Source organism: Halobaculum marinum (assembly GCF_029338555.1).
Lineage (GTDB): Archaea > Halobacteriota > Halobacteria > Halobacteriales > Haloferacaceae > Halobaculum > Halobaculum marinum.
The window spans coordinates 2,264,047-2,284,033 of the sequence record NZ_CP119989.1; the positions used below are offsets into that span (position 1 = coordinate 2,264,047).

The window sequence follows — 19,987 nt, forward strand, 5'->3', positions numbered from 1 at the left end:
GATGAAGTTCAAGCTCGTCCCGGCACCGCCCGACCACGTCGGGTTCGTCGCCGACGCACAGGCCGCCGTCCCGCTCGTCCCCGGTAGCGAGGACGACTGCTGCGCCCGCCTGATGCGACGGCTGGGGTTCCGCTCGCGCGACGTGGCCCGGACGTGGCTCACGTTCCTCCGAGCGCTCGACCTTGCTACGGAGACGCCTGAGGGGTTCAAGCGACTGCGGACGGAGCCGACGCCCGCGTCCCTCCGCGAGAACCTGATCTCGGGCGTGTACGGCGCCACCGACGTTGCCGACGCCCTGGTCGCGAGCGCTGATCCCCTCACCGTCGACGAGGCGTTCGACGGCTTCGCGGACCGCGTCCCCGACTGGGAGCGCTACCGGACGAGCGACTGGGAGGGTGTGTGGCGCGAGCGCGTCGGACACCTGCTCGGCTGGTTCGTCCTGCTCGACCTCGCCGAAGAACGGGACGGGGGGTACGTCGCGACCGACGATCTCAGTGATCTGCGCGCCGATGCCTGACTCCGCTCATCAGCTTACGGGTCCGCTCGCCGACGCCGCCGGGGTGACGCTCGACCTCGACGACACGCTCGTCTCGTACCGTCGGTCACCGGGAGAACTGCTCGCGGCCGCCTTCGAGTCGGTCGGCGTCGAGCCGCTGTTCCCGGTCGAGGCGTACTTCGACCGCTTCGCCGAGTTCAACGACCGGACCGGCTCGATGGACGAACTTCGCGCGGCGTGTTTCGCGGCGTTGGCCGAGGAGCGCGGAGCAGACGGCGAAGTCGGACGTGCCGTCGCCGACGCGTTCGCCGCCGAGCGCGACCACGCGAACGTCGAGTGGTGTCCCGGCGCCCCCGCCTTCCTCAACGCGCTCGACGAGTCCGGCGTCCCGTACGCGGTGGTGACGAACGGGCCACCGGACGCGCAGGCCGCGAAGGCGGGCGCGGTCGGTGTTGACGAGCGCGCCGTCGACGTGGTGTACGCCGGGCACGACACGCCCGCGAAGCCCGCCGCCGCCGCGTTCGAGGCCGGACTGTCGGCGCTCGGCGTCGACGCCGCGGCGGCGGTCCACGTCGGTGATTCGCCCGAGTCGGACGCGCGAGGCGCCCTCGACGCGGGGGTGGGTGCGGTGCTCGTCGGCGACCGCGAGCCGTGTCCCGACGGCGCCGTTCGAGTGTCGTCGCTGGCGGCGTTACACAACACGAACTAGTGTGGTCGAGGGACGGTCCGCTGGACTACCCTACTCGTCGGCGTACCGCACGCCCGTCACGGTGCCGACGCCTTTGCTGCGCCCCTCGCGGAAGACGAAGCGCTGTCCCTCCTCGACGAGGTACGGTTGGAACTTGAAGCGGACCTCCGTCTCGCCGGTGTCGCCCGGGAGCAGGCGGCCTCCCTGGGGGTAGAACACGGCGGCCTCGCTGACCGTCTCCAGGTGGACGACCGGTTCGTACCCCTCCTGGATCCGCGTCGGGTGGTTCAGCACCATCACCTCGGCGTCGAACGAGCGGACCGGTCTGGGGTCGGCGTCGCGGGGGACCAGCGCCATCCCGCGGCTGATCTCGGTTTCCTTCACGCCTTTGAGCGCGATGCCGACGATTCGACCCGCTCGCGCCTTGTCGACGCGGTGGTAGTGCATCTCGATGGAGCGCACCTCCACCTCGCGGAACTGTCCGTCGGGCATCGGTCCGACCAGCAGTTCGTCGCCCGCCTCCACCTCGCCCGAGCGAATGGTGCCGGAGGCGACCGCGCCGACGCCCTTCACGTCGTACGTGCGGTCGATGTACATCCTGAAGTCCGCGTCGGCGTCGTCGGCGCGCTTCGGCAGGGTCTCCAGCATCTGGTCGAGTTCCGGGAGTCCCTGACGGGTCACCGCAGAGGTGAGGAGGACCGGGACGACACCGTCGCCGATCTCCTCGACCGCGGTGGCGACGCCGTGGCGCTCGACCCGCAGTGGGGTCTTCCCTACGTCGCGCAACATCGACTCCACCTCGCGTTCGACTTCCTCGACGCGGTCGTCCGTGGCGGCGTCGACTTTCGTGATGGCGACGACGGTCGGGAGTTCCATCGCCAGCAGGATGCCCAGGTGCTCGCGGGTGGTCTTCGTCGGCCCGTCGTCGGCGGCGACGACGATCAGGCCGTAGTCGAGTTTCTGCCCGACGAGCCCGCGGATCGTCGTGCGGAGCCACGGCTCGTGCCCGACGGTGTCGACGAACGAGACGAGGCGGTCGGCCTCTTCGACGATGCGCGCCCGGTCGGACTTCCGGTCCGGGTTGTCCGTGCGGACGGGGCCGTCGTCGTCGAAGCCGTACACGCCGTAGCTGAGGTCCGCCGACAGGCCGCGCTCCACCTCGTGTGGCTGGACGTCGAGGTACGAGCGGGTGCCGCCGTCACCGTCGTCGGCCTGTCCGGTGACGAGCGTGCCGACGAGCGTCGACTTCCCGTGGTCGACGTGCCCCGCGGTGCCGACGACGATGTGGTCGTCCTCGCCGGCGAACGCCGCGCCCTCGCGTACCGTCGCCAGGCCGACGAGGCCGCCCTCGGCCTCGCCGGTGCCGGCGGCCCACGTCTCGACCTCGTGGATGTGGGCGTCTGCCTCCTCGGCCAGCAGCGAGAGCACGTCCATCGACTCGGAGAACGCCGCCGGCGAGATGCCCGCGATGCCGCCGTCGTCTGTGACGCCGACGACGTACAGTGCCTCCCCGTCGCCCGAGAGCACGCGGTGGCGTAGCTGTGCCGCCAGCGACTCCATGCGGCCCTCCGCGAGGTGGACCGCCCGGGTGAGGCGGGTCTTGAACTCGATGTTGCCGCCTTCCTCCTCGCCGCGCTCGATGGTCCGTGTGAGCACGGCCCGGTCAGCGCCCATGCCCGTCGGGTAGTGGTCGGTGAGTATAACGGTTTTCACGAGTATGCCTATCAATACCACACTACCGCTCGAGATCGATGGCTCCGACGTTCGGTCGCGACATCGTCCACACGTCGACCGCCACGCCGACGGATCCGGGCGTCAGCGCTCCTTGAGCGTCTCGTAGGCACGGTTGACGCGCTTGAACTCGTCCTCGTCGCCACCGGAGTCTGGGTGCGTCTCCTTCACTCGGTCGCGGTATGCGGACTTCACCTCCGACTGGGACGCCCCGGGGTCGACCCCGAGCGTCCGCCGGGCGTCGCCGCGCGGCATCCCGGCGTCCGTCCCCACCGTCGCACCGCCGGTCGTCCCCCGTCCGCGCGTTCGACCGCTGGTGGCTCTCCGGCCCCCGTCGGCGCCGACGCGACCTCCGTCGCCCATCCGAGCGCGGGCGCGCTCCCGTGCCTCGCGGGCGAACCGGGAGTCGCCGCCGGGCGTCCGGCGCTCGCCCGCGCTGGCCCGCTCGCGGGCGGCACGCGCACGGAGGTCCTCCTTCATCCTGCCGGACGCCTGGTACCACATGAAGTAGGCGGCGGCGCCGGTCGGGATGGCCGCCACGAGCACGAACAGCGACTGCGTGATGCCGAGCATCACGAGCGTCGCTGTCAGGCCGGCGAGCACGGCGGCGATCCCCAGCAGCAGTACGTCGCGGTCCACACGCTGGATCGGCGGTGCGCGACCGTAAACCCCTCGCCGCCCGGGCGGTTCGCCGGACGGAGGAGACGGCCGAGCGCGTCGGGTCGGTCGGTGGAACGAAGACGGTGGCGTGCGTATCCGTGACACAGTGATTCCGTGTGAGCGTCTCCGGACTCTGCCACCTGTGTGAACGCGCCGCCGCGGTCGCGTCGTGCGACCGGTGTGGCGCGCTGGCGTGTGCTGACCACTTCGACCGCGAGCGAGGGCTGTGTAGCGACTGCGCTGTCGACGCGGAGTGACGGGTACCGACGACGGGTGGAGGCGGTCAGTCGGTCGCTCCGGCTGTCGCTCCGCCGTCGACGACCGCGCTCGGCGGGAGCGTCACGGTCACGGTGGTGCCCGTCGGGTCGCGGTCGGCGAACGACAGTTCTGCGCCGATCAGGCGGGTCCCCCACCGCACGACCCACAGGCCGAGGCCGCTCCCGTGTGAGAGTGCGGTCTCCGTGCCCGCCCGGATGCTCTCCAGTTCCGCGTCGGGGATGCCCGGGCCGTCGTCGGCGACGACGAATCGGACGCCGCCGTCGTCCTCGCGTCGGATCGTCAGTCGGACGGCGGCGCCGTCGCCGTGTTCGAGGGCGTTCTCCACGAGGTTCCACAGCACGACCCGGAGCACCTGCTCCCTGACGGTCACGACGAGGTCGTCCGGCGCGTCGATTGCCACCGTTCGCTCGGGGTACGCTTCGCGCGTGCGCCGGACCACGTTTCGACAGAGGTCCGTCACGGGCACCTCTCGCGCCCCGTCGGCGTCGTCGAGCACCGTCTCGACGTCGCGGGCCTTCTCCCCGAGGCGCTGGAGCGCGCGGCCGCGCCGCCGGATGGCGTCGGCGAGCGGTTCGTCGTCCTCGTCGACGCGCTCGGCCAGCAGGTCGGCGTTGCCGACGACGACCGTCATGTCGTTGCGGAGATTGTGTCTGAGCACGCGGTTCAGGACTTCGAGTCGCTGTCTGCGCGCCTCGCGGTCAGTCACGTCCGCGAAGGTGACCGTGTAGCCGACGGCGCGGTCGTGGTGGTCGCCGATGTCCGAGACGGTCGCCTCGTACACGCGGTAGCCGCTGTCGTCCGTCTGTTCGATCCGCTGTGGGGCGTCGGTCGACAGGTCGACGTCTGGGACGAACTCGCCGACGTGCGTCCCCGCGACCGCCGAATCTGCCTCGGTAACCCCCAAGACGGGACCTGCGGCGGCGTTGAACTCGATGACGAGGCCCTCGGCGTTGACGACGACGAGGCCGACGCCCACGTCCTCGATGGCGGCCCGCCGCCCGAGCACCTGCGTCGCCGGGAGGAGTCCCTGAAGTTCGAACCTGAACAGCGCGAAACCGAACAGGACGCCGGTTATCGCGAGCGTCAGGGGCGTGAGGTCGAGCGCGGGCACCGGGGGGAGGAAGAACGTCGCCTTCACGTGCGCCACGAAACTGACGGCGGCCCCGACGATGAGCGCGATGCCCTGGTCGCGGTACAGCGCACCGTACGACAACACCGGCTCCAGCAGGAACACCATCCCCGCCCCGATGACCGCCCAGCCGAATGCCGCGTGGACGTAGAACCAGACTCCCGGGTCGAACACCACCGTCGCCGCGCCGAACGTCGGAGCGACCCGGTAGTCGGTCCACATCAGCCCGTGTGCGGGCGCCGTCGCCACCAGGGCCATCGTCACCGCCGGCACCACTGCCAGCGCGACGATCAGGCGGCGACTGACGTACTCTCCCCGCCCGGTGTACCCGAGCGCGAACAACAGCCACGCCGGCGCGACGATTGCCTTGCCGACCTCCAGCGGCACCTCCAGCAACTCGCGAGCGCCGGGGTCGAACACCGACAACGCGACCGCGTACGACACCGACCACACCGCGACCCCCGCCATCAGCGCGGCGAAGGAGGCCGCACCCGGTTCGCCGCGGTTCTGCCACGCGTACGTCCCGACGGCTATCGCGGTGCCGCCCGCGAGGAGCGCGAGGAATACGACGACCGCGCCCCCAGTCAGCATTGTCCCCACTCGTCGTTCGAGACGTAAATACGGCCACCCTCTCGTATCTGCCCGGAGAACGCCAGCGGGCGGCGAGGCGACGACGCTACTCGCGGTGGCGGTTCAGCCGGTCGCGGAGGCGCTTGGCCGCCTGGCCGGACGCCTTCGCGAAGTTCTCGCCGGCGTCTTCGCCCGCAAAGATGATCCCACGCGAGGAGTTGACGAGGCCGACGCCGTCGGCGAGGCCGTACTCGACCGCCGCCTCGGCGTCACCGCCCTGGGCGCCGACGCCCGGGACGAGGAACGGGAGGTCGGGGACCTCCGCGCGGAGTTCCTCCAGCTCCTCGGGGACGGTCGCGCCGACCACGAGGCCGACGTTGCCCCGTTCGTTCCACAGGTCCGCGACGGCGGCGACGCGGCGGTACAGCGGTTCGCCCGAGGCGAGTTCCAGATCCTGCAGGTCCGACCCGCCCGGGTTCGAGGTGCGACACAGCACGAACACGCCCTTGTCCGCCTTCGAGAGGAACGGCTCCAGCGAATCGCGCCCCATGTACGGGTTCGCGGTGATTGCGTCGACGTGCTCCAGCAGTTCGGCGTACTTGCGCGCGGTGTTGCCGATGTCGCCGCGCTTGGCGTCGAGGAGCACTGGCACGCCCTTCCCGTGGGCGTACGCGACCGTCTCGCGGAGGCTCCGCCAGCCGTCGGCGTCCTCGTAGAACGCGGCGTTCGGCTTGTAGCAGGCGGCGTACTCGTGGGTGGCGTCGATGATCCGCCGGTTGAACGCCCACCGCGGCAGGTCCTTGTCGAGCAGGTGCTCGGGGATGCGGTCGATGTCGGCGTCCAACCCCACGGAGACGAGGGAGTCGGTCGCGTCGATGCGGTCGCGGAGTCGCTCGAAGAAGGCGTTGAACTCGGGCATACACCGCGGTTCGCGGCGTCCCGGATAATGGTTCCCGGTTCCGTCAGGCGTCGGTCGTGGCGGCGGGAGCGTCCGCCTCGGTCGCCTCGGGGTCGGCGGGCGACACGCGCGCCAGTCGACTCGCGTTCGCCGTCACCCCCACCGTCATCCCGGCGTCGCCCGCCAGCACCGCGAACCAGATGGGGACGAGGCCGAACGGCACCGCCGCCGCCAGTACCGCCTTCGCTGCGAGGCTCGTCCAGACGTTCTGCCGGATGACACCGTTGGCGCGCTCGGCGAGCGTCCGGAGGTACGGGAGCGTCGAGAGGTCGTCAGCCAGCAGCGCCACGTCCGCCGTCTCCAGCGCCGTGTCGGTGCCCGCCGCGCCCATCGCGATGCCGACGGTCGCCGTCGCCAGCGCGGGTGCGTCGTTGACGCCGTCGCCGACCATGGCGACGCCGTCGTGCTCGGCGAGCAGTTCCTCGACGGCGGTCACCTTCTCGTCGGGGAGCAGTTCCGCGCGTACCTCGTCGACGCCGACCGTCTCGCCGACTGCGCGGGCGGTGCGCTCGTTGTCGCCGGTGAGCATCACCGTGCGCACGCCCGCCTCGCGCAGGCGCTCGACGGTGCGGGCGGCCTCGGGGCGCACCTCGTCGGCGACGGCGATGACGCCCTCGAGGTCGTCCTCCGTGCCGACGAGAACCACCGTCTTCCCCTCGGACTGGAGTTCCGGCACCGTGTCCGAGAGGAGGTCGAGGCAGTTGTTCCGCTCGCAGATGGCGCGGGAGGTCCGCGTGACGACGCCGCCGTCGGTCGCGGCGTGGACGTGCGAGAGGTCGAAGCCGAGGTCGTCGAACAGCCCCGGCTTGCCCGCGTAGTGGGGCGTGCCGTCGAGCGTCGCGGTGACGCCTTTCCCGGTGACGGCCTCGAAGTCCTCGACCGAGCGGTCGGCGACGCCGGCCGAGTCGGCGTGGGCGACGATGGCGTCGCCGATGGGGTGCTCCGAGCGCAGTTCCAGCCCCCGGGCACACCGGAGGACGTCTTCCTCGGTGTTGTCGCCGAGGGGGACCACGTCGGTGACGGTCAGTTCCCCCTTGGTGAGCGTGCCGGTCTTGTCGAAGGCGACGGCGTCCACGTCGCCCATCGCCTCCAGGTACGTCCCGCCTTTGATCAGCACGCCGTTGCGCGCGGCGGCGGTGATACCCGAGACGACCGTGACCGGCGTCGAGATGACGAACGCGCACGGGCACGCGAGGACGAGCAGGGTGAGCCCGTAGAGGACGAACTCCTCCCACGCCGCGCCGAGCGCCAGCGGCGGGCCGACCGCGACGATCAGCGCGAAGCCGACGACGACCGGCGTGTAGTAGCTGGCGAACCGCTCGACGAACTGCTCGCGCTCGGAGCGCTCGCTCTGTGCGGCCTCCACCATGTCGACGACGCGCGACAGGGTGTCCTCGCCGGCGGGCGTCGTCACCTCGACTTCGAGGTAGCCGCCCTCGACGATGGTGCCCGCGAACACCTCGTCGCCGGGCGCCTTGTCGACTGGGACGGACTCGCCGGTGACGGGCGCCTGGTTCACCGCGCTCGCGCCGTCCGTGACCGTGCCGTCTCGGGGGACGCGGTCGCCGGGCCGAACGACGACAGTCTCGCCCACGTCGACGGCGTCGGCAGGGACCGTCTCCTCTGCGCCATCCCGCAGGACGGTCGCCTCCGTCGGCGACAGTTCCATCAATTCGCGCAAGGAGTTGCGCGCGCGGTCCATCGCCGCCCCCTCCAGCAGTTCGGAGACAGAGAACAGCGTCGTCAACGTCGCGGCCTCGAAGTACAGCGGCTCGTCGAAGCCGACGCCGGCGGCGACGGCGCCGAGGATGGCGACGCTCATCAGCAGGTCGATGTCGAGGCTGCGTTGGCGGAGCGAGTAGTAGCCGTTGCGGAACACCGCGAGGCCGCCGACGGCGACGGCGCCGAGGTACGCGAGGTCGCCGACGCGAACCGCGCGGCCCAGGATGTCCACGGTCGGTCCGGTGGCCGCGGTGAGGGGGTTCGCGAGGACGAGACCGATCAGCGTCAGCAGGCCCGCCGTGTACGTCGCGTACGCGCGGCGACTGCGCCAGATCGATCGCTCGTCGCCGCCGCCGTCCCCGTCCTCGTCGAGCGAGGTGGAGACGACCTCGTAGCCGGCGGACTCGACCGCCGAGACGAGCGCCGCGAGCGTCGTCGCGTCGGGGTCGAAGCGGAGCACCACGTCGCCCGTCGTCGGGCGGGTGTCGATGTCGCGGACGCCGTCGACGCGCTCCAGCGCGCCGGTCACCTTCCCCGCACAGGAGGCGCAGTCCATGTCGGGCACCGTGAGCGTCACCGATTCGAGGTCGTCGTCCACGTCGTATCCCGCGGACTCGATGGCGGCGACCACGTCGTCGCGGTCGGTCGAGCCGTCGGTCGCGACCGACAACGTCCCCGTGGTCGGGCGGGGGTCGACACCGGTGACGCCCCCGACGCCGGAGACGCTCCGCTCGACTTTCGCGGCGCAGGAGGCGCAGTCCATCCCCGGCACCGAGAGAGAGATGTCCGCCGCCGTCGCGGGCACGGCGTCCTCGTCGGGAGCACACCCGCTGTCGTTGCACCCGCCGGCCCCGGCGGAGTCATCGTGCGTCATGTTCGTGTCGACGCTAGTCGACGGGGGTGTATTAACCCACCTACCAACGATCCGGGGTAAGATGGTTGTTCCTAGTAACGAACGCACGCTGAGTTATTATCTCGGCCCGCTCCGTGCAGCGCAGACGAGTTCGCGTCCACCCGCGCCGCTGGAAATGAGAAGCGACTACCCGCCGCCGCCGACTGGTTCGAGCGTGTACCTGAGTCACCCAGTCCGGCAGATGTGCGACGACCCGGTTCCCGGTGAGCGGGCGACGCTCGTGGTCGAACTCGCCGACGGCGCCGACGACGCCGCGTTCGCCGATGCGGTCGCGGACCTCGGCGGTGCGGTGGAGGCGGAACTGCGCTTCGACTCCTACCGGATCGTCGTCGACGAGACGGCGGTCGCACAGTTGTGTGCGCTCTCGGGGCTGGCAGTCGTAGAGACGGACAACGCCGTCGGGTACGGCGGCGACGCCGGAGAAGACGTGGACGGCGGCGTCGACTGAGTCGCCGTGGGCGAACGCCGACTCAGGCGCGCAGCGACGACAGGTACGCCGTGAGGTCGGTCGTCGAGACGACGCCCACGACGCCGTCCTCGCCGTCCGTGACGGGCATGTGGTGGAACCCCTCGTCGAGCATCGTCCGCGACACCGACGACAGGGAGTCGCCGGGGTCCGCGGTCACGAGGTCCGTGCTCATGTACTCGGAGACCGGCGTCTGGTCTTTCGGCTGTCGCTCCGCGACGATCTGTACGAAGTCGGTGTTGGTGAGGATCCCCCGCAACTCCCCGTTCTCGACGACGATCACCGACCCGATTCCGCGTTGCATCATCCCCTTCGCGGCGTCCTCGACGAGGGTGTCGGGGGTCACGGTGTAGAGGTCTTCGGACATCACCTGCGCGACGAATACGTCGTCGATATCGTGCATGGGTACTCCGGGGATGCGCGGGCGGCCGAATAAGCGTTGGTGTCGCCCGCACTCCACCCGCCGTCGCACGGCCGCCACCGGACCGCCGTTCGGTAGCCACGATGGCCTCGATCGGCGCAACCGCGCACCTGAACGAGATTAATAACAGACGAATTCCGAAGGAAGCGACCCCAAACCACCCAAAAACAGTCGCGTCGGGCGCCACATACATACGTCAGCTCGGCGACGTGACGCCTGTTATGGCCGAGACGACCTCCCACGAACGGGAACTGAGTCGCGACGAGACGGCCTCGTACCTGCGACGCATCGCCGAGGAGTTGGAGTCCGACGTGGCGACGGTGCGCGTGCCGGTCGGGAACAAGGCGGTGCGGCTGTCACCGCCGGACCGGCTGAACACCGAGGTGACGGTCGTCGAGCGCTCGCGCAGGCTCCGGCGCGACGTGGAGTCGCTGGAACTGGCGCTGGAGTGGAACCCGACGAAGCGCGGCCGCACCGAGGGCGACGGGTGACGCTCGTCGCTTCGCTCGCGGGGGCGGCCCCCCTCCAGACAGAACTCACCCCCTCGTTCGTCGTCAACGCCGCGCTCGTGTTCCTCGTCAGTCTCCTCGTCGGCACGGTGGCGATCCGACTCGGCGCGCAGGTGCTCGTCGACCGAGATACGGGGAACCGCCGCGCGCTAGCGACGGCGCTGATCGGTGCCGCGGCGTACGCGCTCGTCGGCTACCTCCTCGGCTGGGTGCCGGTGCTCGGGCCGCTGCTGATGCTGCTCGCGTGGGTGGGGGTCATCAACTGGCAGTACCCGGGCGGGTGGGGAACGGCGGCGGGGATCGGTGTGACGGCGTGGCTCGTCGCCGTCGGGGTGCTGTTCGGACTCGCACAGGTGGGGATCGTCTCGGCCCAGGCGGTCGGCGTCCCGGGGGCGTAGCCGAACTGCCAAGCGTCGCCGCACTTGCGGCCGGCCAGCGGTCACGACCGGGCGTGTGGAACCCGAAGCCTGCGACTCGGCGAAGGTGAGTCGACGGAAGAAGATGCACTGGCTGGGATTTGAACCCAGGTTGTGACCATGGCAAGGTCACGTGATACCACTACACTACCAGTGCGTACCTGCATCCGAGCGCCGTCTCCGGCTTTCTCCCGGTGCGCATTCTCCACTAACGGCAGGGTGATATATAAATCCGTTCCTCCGGCGGCGCTTTGGGAGTCCGTATCGTGACAGTCGCCCACAGCCGAACGGTGCGACGTGGTATGTGAACTGCCCACACCCGAAACGCCCGTGGACGGGTGTGTGAAGCCGTCACGCCGCCACGGACGATTCAATACCCTTTTACGGGGCGACCGAGGATCGTATCGATACAGTCCGGTGTAGCGACAATGAACGGAACGACGCTCGACGTGCTCGTTCCGTCGTCGCTCGTCCGGGAGGCCGAGGACGGCCGCGAGGCCACACGGAAACTCGGCTACGTCGCCCGCGCGGCGACGATCTTCCGGGCGGACCGGTTGGTCGTCTTCCCAGACGGGGAAGGCGAACGCCGCAGAGGCAGCGAGTACGTGCAGACGGTGCTGGAGTACTGCGCGACTCCCTCCTACCTCCGACGCGAGGTGTGGGGGAAGCGCGACGAACTCCGACACGTCGGCGTGCTCCCGCCGATGCGGCCCGCTCGATCCGGCCCCGACGGGTCGGAACTACGAGAGGGAATCGTGACCGAGGTCGGACCTGAAGGCCGCGTTCGGGTCAATTGCGGAATGCAACACCCGATCTCCCTGCACGCGTCTCCCGGACGGGAGTACGTGGAGGGGGAGCGCGTCACCGTCAGGGTCTCTTCGAGAGAACCGGTTCGTGCCCGCCTCACCGACGACCCCGCACCGGGGTTCCGGGTGGTGGGTGCGACCTTGGAGGACGCCCTCGCCGAGGCCGAAACCGCGATCGCCACGTCGCGACACGGACGCGAACTGTCGGTGTCCCGACTGGCGGACGTGCGTACACGCACGCGCGACACACACGTCGCCGTCGCGTTCGGCTCACCCGGCAGGGGGCTCCCGGCCATCCTCGGCATGGACACCGAGGATGTCCCGGTCGACCCCGACGCCACGGACGGCTCGGGGTTCGACCTCTGGCTGAACGCGATTCCGCGACAAGGCAGTGAGGTGGTGCGGACCGAAGAAGCGATCTTCGCCGCGCTCTCGCTGCTCACGCTCACGGAGTAAGCAAACACATGCCACAACCAAGCAGACCACGCAAGGGTTCGCTGGGCTTCGGCCCGCGCAAGCGCGCGAGCAGTGAAGTCCCCCGCATCCGCTCGTGGCCCGAGGACGACGGCGCCGCCGGCGTCCAGGGCTTCGCGGGCTACAAGGCGGGCATGACCCACGTCGTGATGGTGAACGACGAATCCAACTCCCCGCGCGAGGGGATGGAGGAGTCGGTCCCCGTCACCGTCGTGGAGGTGCCGCCGATGCGAGCAGTCGCACTGCGAGCCTACGAAGACACGCCGTACGGACAGAAGCCGGTCACCGAGGTCTGGGCCACCGAGTTCCACGACGAACTCGACCGCACCCTCGACCTGCCGGCGGAGAACACCTTCGAGGAGGACGCTGCGGAGCTTCGCGAACTGGTCGACGACGGCGTCGTCGACGACCTCCGGTTCATCACGCACACCGAGCCGGCGAAGCTCGCGAACGTCCCCAAGAAGAAGCCCGACGTGATGGAGACGCGTGTCGGCGGCTCGTCGATGGACGAGCGGCTCGACTACGCGCTCGACCTGGTCGAGGACGGCGGCGAACACGAGTTCGGCGACGTCTTCCGCGCCGGCGAGTACGCCGACGTCTCGGGCATCACGAAGGGGAAGGGCACCCAGGGCCCCGTCAAGCGCTGGGGCGTCCAGAAGCGGAAGGGCAAGCACGCACGACAGGGCTGGCGGCGCCGGATCGGTAACCTCGGCCCGTGGAACCCGTCGCGCGTTCGCTCGACCGTCCCCCAGCAGGGGCAGACCGGCTACCACCAGCGCACGGAGCTCAACAAGCGGCTCATCGACTTCGGCGAGGGCGACGACGCCTCCGTCGAGGGCGGCTTCAAGGGCTACGGCGAGGTGGACGGCCACTACGCGCTCGTGAAGGGCTCGCTCCCGGGTCCGTCCCAGCGCCTCCTGCGCTTCCGCCCGGCCATCCGGCCGAACGACCAGCCGCGCCTCGACCCCGAGGTGCGCTACGTCTCCACTGAGTCGAACCAAGGATAATGAAGGCAACAGTACGCGACCTGAACGGTGACGACACGGGCGAGGTCGACCTCCCCGACGTCTTCGAGACGGAGTTCCGCTCGGACCTGATCCAGCGAGCCGTCGTCGCCGCGCAGGCCAACCGGAAACAGGCGTACGGCGCTGACGAGTTCGCCGGCCTCCGCACTCCCGCGGAGTCGTTCGGCTCCGGCCGCGGTATGGCCCACGTGCCCCGACAGAACGGGCAGGGTCGCCGCGTGCCGCAGACCGTCAAGGGTCGCAAGGCCCACCCGCCGAAGGCCGAGAAGGACCAGACCAAGAAGGTGAACGACAAGGAGCGCAAGCTCGCGACGCGGTCGGCCATCGCGGCCACCGCCGACGCCGAGCTCGTCTCCGAGCGCGGCCACGTGTTCGACGAGGACACGGAGCTGCCGCTCGTCGTCTCCGACGAGTTCGAGGACCTCGTGAAGACGAAGGAGGTCGTCTCCTTCCTCGAGGCCGTCGGCATCGACGGCGACATCGAGCGCGCCGACGAGGGGCGCACGATCCGCGCCGGGCGCGGGACGACCCGCGGCCGCAAGACGCAGGAGCCGAAGTCGGTCCTGTTCGTCACCAGCGGCGAGCCGTCGAAGGCTGCCCGCAACCTCGCGGGCGCCGACGTGACGACCGGCCGTGAGGTCAACGTCGAAGACCTGGCGCCCGGCACCCACGCTGGCCGCCTGACCGTCTTCACCGAGAGTGCGCTGGAGGAGGTGGCCGAGCGATGAGTTCGGTCATCCACCACCCGCTCGTGACCGAGAAGGCGATGGACGAGATGGACTTCAACAACAAGCTCCAGTTCATCGTCGACATCGACGCGAACAAGCCGGAGATCGCAGAGGCGGTCGCCGCGCAGTTCGACGTCGGCGTCGAGTCGGTCCGGACCCAGGTGACTCCCCAGGGCAAGAAGAAGGCAACCGTCGAACTCGGCGAGGACGACGACGCGCAGGAAGTCGCCTCCCGTATTGGGGTGTTCTGACAATGGGACGCAGAATTCAGGGACAACGACGCGGGCGCGGCACCTCGACGTTCCGAGCGCCGTCGCACCGCTACAAGTCGGACAAGCAGCACAAGAAGATCGAAGAGGACGACGCCAACACCGTCCACGGCGAGGTCGTCGGCATCGAGCACGACCCCGCGCGCTCCGCCCCGCTGGCGGACGTGGAGTTCGAGGACGGCGATCGTCGCCTCGTGCTGGCGCCGGAGGGCGTCACCGTCGGCGAGACGCTGTCGGTCGGCGTCTCCGCGGAGATCAAGCCCGGCAACACGCTCCCCATCTCGGAGATTCCCGAGGGGGTTCCGGTGTGTAACGTCGAGTCCAAGCCCGGCGACGGCGGCAAGTTCGCCCGCGCCTCGGGCGTCAGCGCGACGCTGCTCACCCACGACCGCGACGTCGCGGTCGTCCAACTCCCCTCCGGCGAGGTCAAGCGCCTCAACCCGGACTGCCGAGCCACCGTCGGCGTCGTCGCCGGCGGCGGACGGACGGAGAAGCCGTTCGTGAAGGCGGGGAAGAAGTACCACAAGATGCGCAGTCGCGGGACGAAGTACCCGCGCGTCCGTGGCGTCGCGATGAACGCCGTCGACCACCCGTTCGGTGGCGGTGGCCGCCAGCACCCCGGACAGCCGAAGTCCGTCTCGCGGAACGCACCGCCGGGCCGGAAGGTCGGCGACATCGCCTCCAAGCGGACGGGCCGCGGAGGGAACAAGTAGATCATGAGTTCGGAATACCGCACCGGCCGCGAGGGTGAGTTCACCTACCGCGGTCACACGCTCGACGAGCTCCAGTCGATGGAGCTCGACGAGGTCGCTGAACTGCTCCCCGCCCGCGCGCGGCGAAGTATCACTCGAGGACTCGGCGTCGAGAAGCAGAAGCTGCTCGAAGACGCCCGCGAGGCCACCGAGGAGGAGACGGCCAACGACCCGCTCCGCACCCACCTGCGCGACATGCCGGTGGTGCCGGAGTTCGTCGGCCTCACGTTCGAGGTGTACGACGGCAGCCACTTCGAGCGCGTCGTCGTCGAACCCGAGATGATCGGGCACTACCTCGGCGAGTTCAACCTCACACGGAACTCCGTGGAACACGGTCAGGCCGGTATCGGCGCGACCCGGTCCTCGAAGTTCGTGCCCCTCAAGTAATCCATGGGAATCAACTACAGCGTCGACGCCGACCCGGAGACCACCGCCAAGGGGATGCTCCGCGAGCGGCAGATCAGCTTCAAGCACAGCAAGGCCATCGCCCGCGAAATCAAGGGCGAGACGGTCGCCGACGCTCGCGAGTACCTGCACGCGGTCATCGACGGAGAGCGCTCCGTCCCGTTCCGCAAGCACAACACTGGCGTCGGTCACCGCTCGGACATCGACGGCTGGGACGCCGGCCGCTACCCCGAGAAGGCCTCCAAGGACTTCCTGAAGCTCCTGGAGAACGTCGCGAACAACGCCGACGAGCAGGGCTTCGAGGGACAGTCCATGACGATCAAACACGTCGCCGCCCACAAGGTCGGCGAACAGCAGGGCCGCAAGCCCCGAGCGATGGGTCGCGCGAGCGCCTGGAACACTCCGCAAGTGGACGTCGAAATGATCATCGAGGAGGAGGATAACTAATGGCGGACGAGCACCAGTTCATCGAGGACGGGCTCCAGCGGAGCCAGATCAACGAGTTCTTCGAGGACGAGCTCGGTCGCGCCGGCTACGGCGGGATGGAGGTCGCGAAGACGCCCATGGGCACCCAGATCGTGCTCAAGGCCGAGAAGCCCGGGATGGTGATCGGCAAGGGCGGGAAGAACATCCGCAAGGTCACCACCGAGCTCGAGGAGCGCTTCGACATGGACGACCCGCAGATCGACGTGCAGGAGGTCGACGAACCCGACCTCAACGCGAAGATCGTCGCGGACCGTCTCGCGAACGCGCTCGAGCGCGGCTGGTACTTCCGCCGTGCGGGCCACACGACGATCGACCGGATCATGGACGCGGGCGCCCTCGGCGCCGAGATCGTCCTCTCCGGGAAGGTCACCGGTGCCCGCTCGCGCGTGGAGAAGTTCAACCGCGGCTACATCAAGCACAACGGCGAGCCCGCCGAGGACGTCGTCGACGAGGGCCAAGGTGTGGCCGTCATGAAGCTCGGCACCATCGGCGTGACCGTCAAGATCATCCCGCCGGGTGCGGAGCTGCCCGACGACTTCGAGATCGCCGAGGACGCCGACGCGCCCGAGGTCGAGCAGGCCGCCCCCGCCAGCGAGGGCGTGGAGGACCTGCTCGCCGACGTGGACGACGAGGAGATTCCGGAGGCAGACGACGTCGACGCCGAGTTCGACGAGCCGGAGATCCCCGAGGGCGAGCCCGAGGACGTCATCGACGAGGAGGTCGTCGAGGAGGTCATCGAGGCAGACGAGGACGACGACGAGGACGAGGAATCGACCGCCGACGACGACGAGGAGCCCGAACTCGACGACCTCGACGAGGACGTCGAGGCCGAGGCCGAGGACCTGGTCGCCGAGATGGAGGCGGACGACGAAGACGACGCGGACGACGAGGAGGAGGAGTAATCCATGGCGATTCTCCACGTCCAGGAAGTCCGCGACATGACGCCTGCCGAGCGTGAGGCCGAACTCGAGGAGCTCGAGACCGAGCTGCTCAACATGAAGGCCGTCCAGGCAGCCGGCGGTGCCCCGGAGAACCCGGGCCGCGTCGGCGAGCTCAAGCGCACCATCGCGCGGATCAAGACGGTCCAGCGCGAGGAAGGCGACCTCGACGACAGCGACGAGTAACCACACATGGCACGCACCCCCGAGACGCTCACGCGACACGAACTCCGCGGCCTCCCCGTACGGGTGGTCGCCGCCGCCAGCGACGCCCACGTCGGGCTCGCGGGCGTCGTCGTGTCCGAGAGCATGCGCACCCTGACGGTGCGCACCTCGGGGGGTGACAAGCGCGTGCCGAAGGAGGGGACGACGTTCCGGTTCGCCCTCTCCGCGCAGGAATCGGGAGCCGGCGTGGGCCGCCGGCACTCCCAGCCCATAGATGAAGCCGCGGGGGACCGCAAGGCCCCCGGGTCCGCGTTCGAACTTCCGTCGTCTGGGCTCCCCACACTGGCCGGGGAGCACGGACAGTACGATACTACCGGCGTCAGAACCGGTCAGTCGGACGGTTGCGAGGACGTGGTCTCCGTTACGGTGGATGGGGCCAGACTGCTCTCACGACCCGCCTTCCGCACGGAACGTGCGGGTGATCACCAATGGCAATCGGACTGAACGTAACAGAACCGGAGGAGGCCTGCTCCGACGAGAACTGCCCGTTCCACGGATCGCTTTCCGTGCGCGGACAGACGCTCGAAGGGACGGTCGCCTCCACAGCGATGGACAAGACGGTCGTCGTCGAGCGCGAATACGACGTATTCGTGCCGAAGTACGACCGGTACATGAAGCGACGCAGCCGCGTCCCGGCGCACTGCTCGCCCTGCCTCGACGTCGAGGAGGGCGACCGCGTGCGCATCGCAGAGACGCGGCCGCTGTCGAAAACGAAGAGCCACGTCGTCGTCGAGACGCTCGACACGGAGGGTGATGCCTGATGGAGGCCCTGAAGGCCGACGTCACGCAGGGCCTCGAGAAAGGCTCCCTGATCACGTGCGCCGACAACACCGGCGCGCGTGAGCTGAAGGTCATCTCCGTGTCCGGCTACTCGGGGACGAAGAACCGACACCCCAAGGCGGGCGTCGCCGACAAGGTCACCGTCTCGGTGACCAAGGGCACGCCCGAGATGCGGCGCCAGGTGCTGGAGGCCGTCGTGGTCCGCCAGCGCAAGCCCATCCGTCGTCCCGACGGCACCCGCGTGAAGTTCGCGGACAACGCCGCCGTCGTGATCGACGACATGGAGGAGCCGCGTGGGACCGAGATCAAGGGTCCCATCGCGCGCGAGGTCGCCGAACGCTTCGGGAGTATCGCATCCACTGCGACGCAGATCGTATGACTGAGCAACCACGCAAACAGCGCACTCGGACCCGGAACGCGCCGCTCCACGAGCGGCAGAAGTTCGTCCGCGCGACCCTGTCGGCCGACCTCCGCGAGGAGTACGGCCAGCGGAACGTCCGCGTCAACGCGGGCGACACCGTCGAGGTCATGCGCGGCGACTTCGCGGGCGAGGAGGGCGAGGTCATCGACGTCGACCTCCGCCGCTCGACGATCCACGTCGAGGACGTCGTCGTCGAGAAGGCCGACGGGGAGGAGACCCCGCGCCCGCTCGACGCCTCGAACGTCCGCGTCGTCGACCTCGACCTCGAGGACGACGTCCGGGAGGCGCGACTGGAGTCCGACGAGGAGGCTGCATAACATGAGTAACCACCAGAAGCGACTGTCGGCCCCGAACTCGTGGCCGATCGAGCGGAAGGAAGAGACGTTCACCGTGAAGGCGGGCGCGGGCCCGCACGGCGAGTCGGGTGTGCCCCTGCTCATCGTCCTTCGGGACGTGCTGGGCTACGTCGACTCGCGCAAGGAAGCGCGCTACGCGCTCGACCACGGCTCCGTGCTCGTGAACGGCAAGGCGGTCTCTGACGAGGCCCGCCCCGTCGGGATGTTCGACATCCTGGCGTTCACCGAGCGCGAGGAGTACTACCGGGTGTTCCCCGGGGAAGGCGGTCGGCTCTCGCTGACCCCCATCGACGAGGAGGCCGCCTCCTCGCGCCTCGGGAAGGTCGTCGGCAAGACGCAGGTCACCGGCGGCGACTTCCAGTACACGCTGCACGACGGCACGACGCTCGTCACCGACGAGGGCTCGTACGCCGGCAGCGACTCGCTGGTCGTCGACAACGACACCAAAGAGGTCGTCGCGCACTTCCCCTTCGAGGAGGGCGCGCTCGTCACCGCCGTCGCTGGCTCGCACGCAGGCGAGATCGGCACGGTCGACGAGATCACCGTCACCGCCGGCTCCGGCGACAACGCCGTCGACGTGAGCCAGGAGGAGGGCGGCTTCGAGACCATCGCCGACTACGTCGTCGTCATCGACGAGAACTTCACGGGTGATGACGAATGAGCGAGGCCGAGTTCCACGAGATGCGCGCACCGCGCATCGAGAAGGTCGTCGTCCACATGGGCGTCGGTCAGGGTGGGCGCGAGCTCGCAAACGGCGAGGACATCCTCGAGGAGATCACCGGTCAGGAGACCGTTCGCACGACGGCCAAGCGCGCCATCGGCGAGTTCGGCATCCGACCCGGCGACCCCATCGGGGCGAAGGTCACGCTGCGTGACGAGGACGCCGACGAGTTCCTGCACACGGCGCTGGAACTGGTCGACCTCAAGAAGGCGCAGTTCGACGACACGGGCAACTTCAGCTTCGGCGTCGCCGAACACACCGAGTTCCCGAGTCAGGAGTACGACCCGCAGATCGGCATCTACGGGCTCGACGTCACCGTGACGCTCACGCGTCCGGGCTACCGCGTCTCCCAGCGGGACAAGGTGACCCGATCGATCCCGAACGCCCACCGAATGACCGTCGAGGACGCCGTCGCGTACCTCGAGCGCGAGTTCGACGTGGAGGTCAACGAATGAGCGACGCAGACACAGACACGACCGGATCCGAGGAGACGGGCGAGCACGCCGCAAAGCGCACGGGCCAGGAGGTCGCGTGCCGGCGGTGTGAGCGCAAGCAGGGCCTGGTTGGCAAGTACGACATCAACCTCTGCCGCCAGTGCTTCCGCGAGGTCGCCCGCGACATGGGGTTCCGGAAGTACCGATAA

Annotated in this window: 27 protein-coding genes and 1 tRNA gene; 21 read left to right on the forward strand and 7 right to left on the reverse strand. The window is 69.4% G+C overall.

Features of this window, described 5'->3' with window-relative positions; translation table 11 throughout:
* The first annotated feature begins 1 nt into the window (after position 1).
* Both P0R32_RS11685 and P0R32_RS11690 read left to right on the forward strand, forming a co-directional pair.
* The gene (locus tag P0R32_RS11685; protein WP_276237183.1) at positions 2–517 is read left to right on the forward strand and encodes a double winged helix-containing putative transcriptional regulator; all 516 of its coding nucleotides are present in this window, start codon (positions 2–4) and stop codon (positions 515–517) included.
* Positions 510–1,205 carry an HAD family hydrolase gene (locus P0R32_RS11690; RefSeq protein ID WP_276237184.1) on the forward strand — a complete coding sequence of 232 codons (696 nt, stop codon included), beginning with the start codon at positions 510–512 and terminating at the stop codon, positions 1,203–1,205. The genes P0R32_RS11685 and P0R32_RS11690 overlap by 8 nt, the downstream gene beginning before the upstream one ends.
* A 30-nt stretch (positions 1,206–1,235) precedes the next feature.
* Here P0R32_RS11690 and P0R32_RS11695 read toward each other — a convergent pair whose 3' ends face one another.
* The 5 genes from P0R32_RS11695 to P0R32_RS11715 all read right to left on the reverse strand — a co-directional run bounded on the left by P0R32_RS11695 (position 1,236) and on the right by P0R32_RS11715 (position 9,107).
* A complete protein-coding gene (locus P0R32_RS11695; protein ID WP_276237185.1) occupies positions 1,236–2,858 on the reverse strand; it encodes a GTPBP1 family GTP-binding protein in 1,623 nt (540 codons plus the stop codon).
* Positions 2,859–2,999: 141 nt separating this feature from the next.
* Entirely contained in the window at positions 3,000–3,554 is a 555-nt protein-coding gene (locus P0R32_RS11700; protein WP_276237186.1) for a J domain-containing protein, read from the reverse strand.
* 304 nt (positions 3,555–3,858) lie between these two features.
* Positions 3,859–5,574: a histidine kinase N-terminal 7TM domain-containing protein gene (locus P0R32_RS11705; RefSeq protein WP_276237187.1), complete on the reverse strand. Its 1,716-nt coding sequence runs from the start codon at positions 5,572–5,574 to the stop codon at positions 3,859–3,861.
* Positions 5,575–5,659: 85 nt separating this feature from the next.
* On the reverse strand, positions 5,660–6,472 hold the full coding sequence (pyrF, locus tag P0R32_RS11710) for an orotidine-5'-phosphate decarboxylase (protein ID WP_276237188.1): 813 nt from the start codon (positions 6,470–6,472) through the stop codon (positions 5,660–5,662).
* Positions 6,473–6,515: 43 nt separating this feature from the next.
* Positions 6,516–9,107, reverse strand: a complete 2,592-nt coding sequence (locus P0R32_RS11715; protein ID WP_276237189.1) for a heavy metal translocating P-type ATPase — start codon at positions 9,105–9,107, stop codon at positions 6,516–6,518.
* A gap of 193 nt (positions 9,108–9,300) precedes the next feature.
* Between P0R32_RS11715 and P0R32_RS11720 the strand changes: the two genes are divergently transcribed.
* Positions 9,301–9,594, forward strand: a complete 294-nt coding sequence (locus P0R32_RS11720) for a hypothetical protein (RefSeq protein ID WP_276237190.1) — start codon at positions 9,301–9,303, stop codon at positions 9,592–9,594.
* 22 nt (positions 9,595–9,616) lie between these two features.
* On the opposite strand, the gene P0R32_RS11725 is transcribed toward P0R32_RS11720, so the two are convergent.
* Positions 9,617–10,006, reverse strand: coding sequence for a CBS domain-containing protein (locus P0R32_RS11725; RefSeq protein ID WP_349770217.1), 390 nt, complete (start codon positions 10,004–10,006; stop codon positions 9,617–9,619).
* A 248-nt stretch (positions 10,007–10,254) separates the two neighbouring features.
* Here P0R32_RS11725 and P0R32_RS11730 point away from each other — a divergent pair, with 248 nt between their 5' ends.
* The gene (locus P0R32_RS11730; protein ID WP_276237192.1) at positions 10,255–10,524 is read left to right on the forward strand and encodes an amphi-Trp domain-containing protein; all 270 of its coding nucleotides are present in this window, start codon (positions 10,255–10,257) and stop codon (positions 10,522–10,524) included.
* A 77-nt stretch (positions 10,525–10,601) separates the two neighbouring features.
* Positions 10,602–10,940, forward strand: coding sequence for a hypothetical protein (locus tag P0R32_RS11735; RefSeq protein WP_349770218.1), 339 nt, complete (start codon positions 10,602–10,604; stop codon positions 10,938–10,940).
* Between the two features lie 104 nt (positions 10,941–11,044).
* On the opposite strand, the gene P0R32_RS11740 is transcribed toward P0R32_RS11735, so the two are convergent.
* A tRNA-Gly gene (locus tag P0R32_RS11740) sits at positions 11,045–11,115 on the reverse strand.
* Between the two features lie 271 nt (positions 11,116–11,386).
* Here P0R32_RS11740 and P0R32_RS11745 point away from each other — a divergent pair.
* From P0R32_RS11745 to P0R32_RS11820, 16 genes are read left to right on the forward strand one after another with little or no spacing between them, the layout of a single operon-like run.
* Positions 11,387–12,220 (forward strand): RNA methyltransferase, encoded by an 834-nt coding sequence (locus P0R32_RS11745; RefSeq protein ID WP_276237194.1) that lies wholly within the window; start codon positions 11,387–11,389, stop codon positions 12,218–12,220.
* 8 nt (positions 12,221–12,228) lie between these two features.
* The gene (locus tag P0R32_RS11750) at positions 12,229–13,245 is read left to right on the forward strand and encodes a 50S ribosomal protein L3 (protein ID WP_276237195.1); all 1,017 of its coding nucleotides are present in this window, start codon (positions 12,229–12,231) and stop codon (positions 13,243–13,245) included.
* Positions 13,245–13,991: a 50S ribosomal protein L4 gene (gene rpl4p / locus P0R32_RS11755; RefSeq protein ID WP_276237196.1), complete on the forward strand. Its 747-nt coding sequence runs from the start codon at positions 13,245–13,247 to the stop codon at positions 13,989–13,991. The genes P0R32_RS11750 and rpl4p overlap by 1 nt, the downstream gene beginning before the upstream one ends.
* The gene (locus tag P0R32_RS11760; RefSeq protein WP_276237197.1) at positions 13,988–14,242 is read left to right on the forward strand and encodes a 50S ribosomal protein L23; all 255 of its coding nucleotides are present in this window, start codon (positions 13,988–13,990) and stop codon (positions 14,240–14,242) included. The genes rpl4p and P0R32_RS11760 overlap by 4 nt, the downstream gene beginning before the upstream one ends.
* 2 nt (positions 14,243–14,244) lie before the next feature.
* The gene (locus P0R32_RS11765) at positions 14,245–14,973 is read left to right on the forward strand and encodes a 50S ribosomal protein L2 (RefSeq protein ID WP_276237198.1); all 729 of its coding nucleotides are present in this window, start codon (positions 14,245–14,247) and stop codon (positions 14,971–14,973) included.
* Positions 14,974–14,976: 3 nt separating this feature from the next.
* Positions 14,977–15,399: a 30S ribosomal protein S19 gene (locus P0R32_RS11770; RefSeq protein ID WP_276237199.1), complete on the forward strand. Its 423-nt coding sequence runs from the start codon at positions 14,977–14,979 to the stop codon at positions 15,397–15,399.
* 3 nt (positions 15,400–15,402) lie between these two features.
* Positions 15,403–15,864, forward strand: coding sequence for a 50S ribosomal protein L22 (locus P0R32_RS11775; RefSeq protein ID WP_276237200.1), 462 nt, complete (start codon positions 15,403–15,405; stop codon positions 15,862–15,864).
* Positions 15,864–16,805, forward strand: a complete 942-nt coding sequence (locus tag P0R32_RS11780) for a 30S ribosomal protein S3 (RefSeq protein ID WP_276237201.1) — start codon at positions 15,864–15,866, stop codon at positions 16,803–16,805. Before P0R32_RS11775 ends, P0R32_RS11780 begins: the two co-directional genes overlap by 1 nt.
* Positions 16,806–16,808: 3 nt before the next feature.
* Positions 16,809–17,027: a 50S ribosomal protein L29 gene (gene rpmC / locus P0R32_RS11785; protein ID WP_276237202.1), complete on the forward strand. Its 219-nt coding sequence runs from the start codon at positions 16,809–16,811 to the stop codon at positions 17,025–17,027.
* Between the two features lie 6 nt (positions 17,028–17,033).
* Positions 17,034–17,510 carry a ribonuclease P protein component 1 gene (locus tag P0R32_RS11790; RefSeq protein WP_276237203.1) on the forward strand — a complete coding sequence of 159 codons (477 nt, stop codon included), beginning with the start codon at positions 17,034–17,036 and terminating at the stop codon, positions 17,508–17,510.
* Positions 17,495–17,827 (forward strand): 30S ribosomal protein S17, encoded by a 333-nt coding sequence (locus tag P0R32_RS11795; RefSeq protein ID WP_276237204.1) that lies wholly within the window; start codon positions 17,495–17,497, stop codon positions 17,825–17,827. The genes P0R32_RS11790 and P0R32_RS11795 overlap by 16 nt, the downstream gene beginning before the upstream one ends.
* Complete coding sequence (locus P0R32_RS11800; protein ID WP_276237205.1) at positions 17,827–18,225, forward strand: 50S ribosomal protein L14; 399 nt, start codon at positions 17,827–17,829, stop codon at positions 18,223–18,225. The genes P0R32_RS11795 and P0R32_RS11800 overlap by 1 nt, the downstream gene beginning before the upstream one ends.
* Positions 18,222–18,584: a 50S ribosomal protein L24 gene (rplX, locus tag P0R32_RS11805; protein WP_276237206.1), complete on the forward strand. Its 363-nt coding sequence runs from the start codon at positions 18,222–18,224 to the stop codon at positions 18,582–18,584. The genes P0R32_RS11800 and rplX overlap by 4 nt, the downstream gene beginning before the upstream one ends.
* A 1-nt stretch (position 18,585) precedes the next feature.
* Positions 18,586–19,284, forward strand: a complete 699-nt coding sequence (locus tag P0R32_RS11810; protein ID WP_276237207.1) for a 30S ribosomal protein S4e — start codon at positions 18,586–18,588, stop codon at positions 19,282–19,284.
* Complete coding sequence (locus P0R32_RS11815) at positions 19,281–19,799, forward strand: 50S ribosomal protein L5 (protein WP_276237208.1); 519 nt, start codon at positions 19,281–19,283, stop codon at positions 19,797–19,799. Before P0R32_RS11810 ends, P0R32_RS11815 begins: the two co-directional genes overlap by 4 nt.
* Complete coding sequence (locus P0R32_RS11820) at positions 19,796–19,987, forward strand: 30S ribosomal protein S14 (protein WP_276237209.1); 192 nt, start codon at positions 19,796–19,798, stop codon at positions 19,985–19,987. The genes P0R32_RS11815 and P0R32_RS11820 overlap by 4 nt, the downstream gene beginning before the upstream one ends.

Bases quoted from the DNA above. Each gene is read 5' to 3' on its own strand.
- P0R32_RS11715 (WP_276237189.1), bottom strand. From the start codon at position 9,107: ATGACGCACGATGACTCCGCCGGGGCCGGCGGGTGCAACGACAGCGGG.
- P0R32_RS11770 (WP_276237199.1), top strand. From the start codon at position 14,977: ATGAGTTCGGAATACCGCACCGGCCGCGAGGGTGAGTTCACCTACCGC.
- P0R32_RS11750 (WP_276237195.1), top strand. From the start codon at position 12,229: ATGCCACAACCAAGCAGACCACGCAAGGGTTCGCTGGGCTTCGGCCCG.
- P0R32_RS11690 (WP_276237184.1), top strand. From the start codon at position 510: ATGCCTGACTCCGCTCATCAGCTTACGGGTCCGCTCGCCGACGCCGCC.
- P0R32_RS11685 (WP_276237183.1), top strand. From the start codon at position 2: ATGAAGTTCAAGCTCGTCCCGGCACCGCCCGACCACGTCGGGTTCGTC.
- rplX (WP_276237206.1), top strand. From the start codon at position 18,222: ATGACTGAGCAACCACGCAAACAGCGCACTCGGACCCGGAACGCGCCG.
- P0R32_RS11795 (WP_276237204.1), top strand. From the start codon at position 17,495: ATGGCAATCGGACTGAACGTAACAGAACCGGAGGAGGCCTGCTCCGAC.
- rpmC (WP_276237202.1), top strand. From the start codon at position 16,809: ATGGCGATTCTCCACGTCCAGGAAGTCCGCGACATGACGCCTGCCGAG.
- P0R32_RS11775 (WP_276237200.1), top strand. From the start codon at position 15,403: ATGGGAATCAACTACAGCGTCGACGCCGACCCGGAGACCACCGCCAAG.
- P0R32_RS11730 (WP_276237192.1), top strand. From the start codon at position 10,255: ATGGCCGAGACGACCTCCCACGAACGGGAACTGAGTCGCGACGAGACG.
- P0R32_RS11815 (WP_276237208.1), top strand. From the start codon at position 19,281: ATGAGCGAGGCCGAGTTCCACGAGATGCGCGCACCGCGCATCGAGAAG.
- P0R32_RS11745 (WP_276237194.1), top strand. From the start codon at position 11,387: ATGAACGGAACGACGCTCGACGTGCTCGTTCCGTCGTCGCTCGTCCGG.
- P0R32_RS11820 (WP_276237209.1), top strand. From the start codon at position 19,796: ATGAGCGACGCAGACACAGACACGACCGGATCCGAGGAGACGGGCGAG.
- P0R32_RS11760 (WP_276237197.1), top strand. From the start codon at position 13,988: ATGAGTTCGGTCATCCACCACCCGCTCGTGACCGAGAAGGCGATGGAC.
- rpl4p (WP_276237196.1), top strand. From the start codon at position 13,245: ATGAAGGCAACAGTACGCGACCTGAACGGTGACGACACGGGCGAGGTC.
- P0R32_RS11810 (WP_276237207.1), top strand. From the start codon at position 18,586: ATGAGTAACCACCAGAAGCGACTGTCGGCCCCGAACTCGTGGCCGATC.
- P0R32_RS11800 (WP_276237205.1), top strand. From the start codon at position 17,827: ATGGAGGCCCTGAAGGCCGACGTCACGCAGGGCCTCGAGAAAGGCTCC.
- P0R32_RS11790 (WP_276237203.1), top strand. From the start codon at position 17,034: ATGGCACGCACCCCCGAGACGCTCACGCGACACGAACTCCGCGGCCTC.
- P0R32_RS11765 (WP_276237198.1), top strand. From the start codon at position 14,245: ATGGGACGCAGAATTCAGGGACAACGACGCGGGCGCGGCACCTCGACG.
- P0R32_RS11705 (WP_276237187.1), bottom strand. From the start codon at position 5,574: ATGCTGACTGGGGGCGCGGTCGTCGTATTCCTCGCGCTCCTCGCGGGC.
- pyrF (WP_276237188.1), bottom strand. From the start codon at position 6,472: ATGCCCGAGTTCAACGCCTTCTTCGAGCGACTCCGCGACCGCATCGAC.
- P0R32_RS11695 (WP_276237185.1), bottom strand. From the start codon at position 2,858: ATGGGCGCTGACCGGGCCGTGCTCACACGGACCATCGAGCGCGGCGAG.
- P0R32_RS11780 (WP_276237201.1), top strand. From the start codon at position 15,864: ATGGCGGACGAGCACCAGTTCATCGAGGACGGGCTCCAGCGGAGCCAG.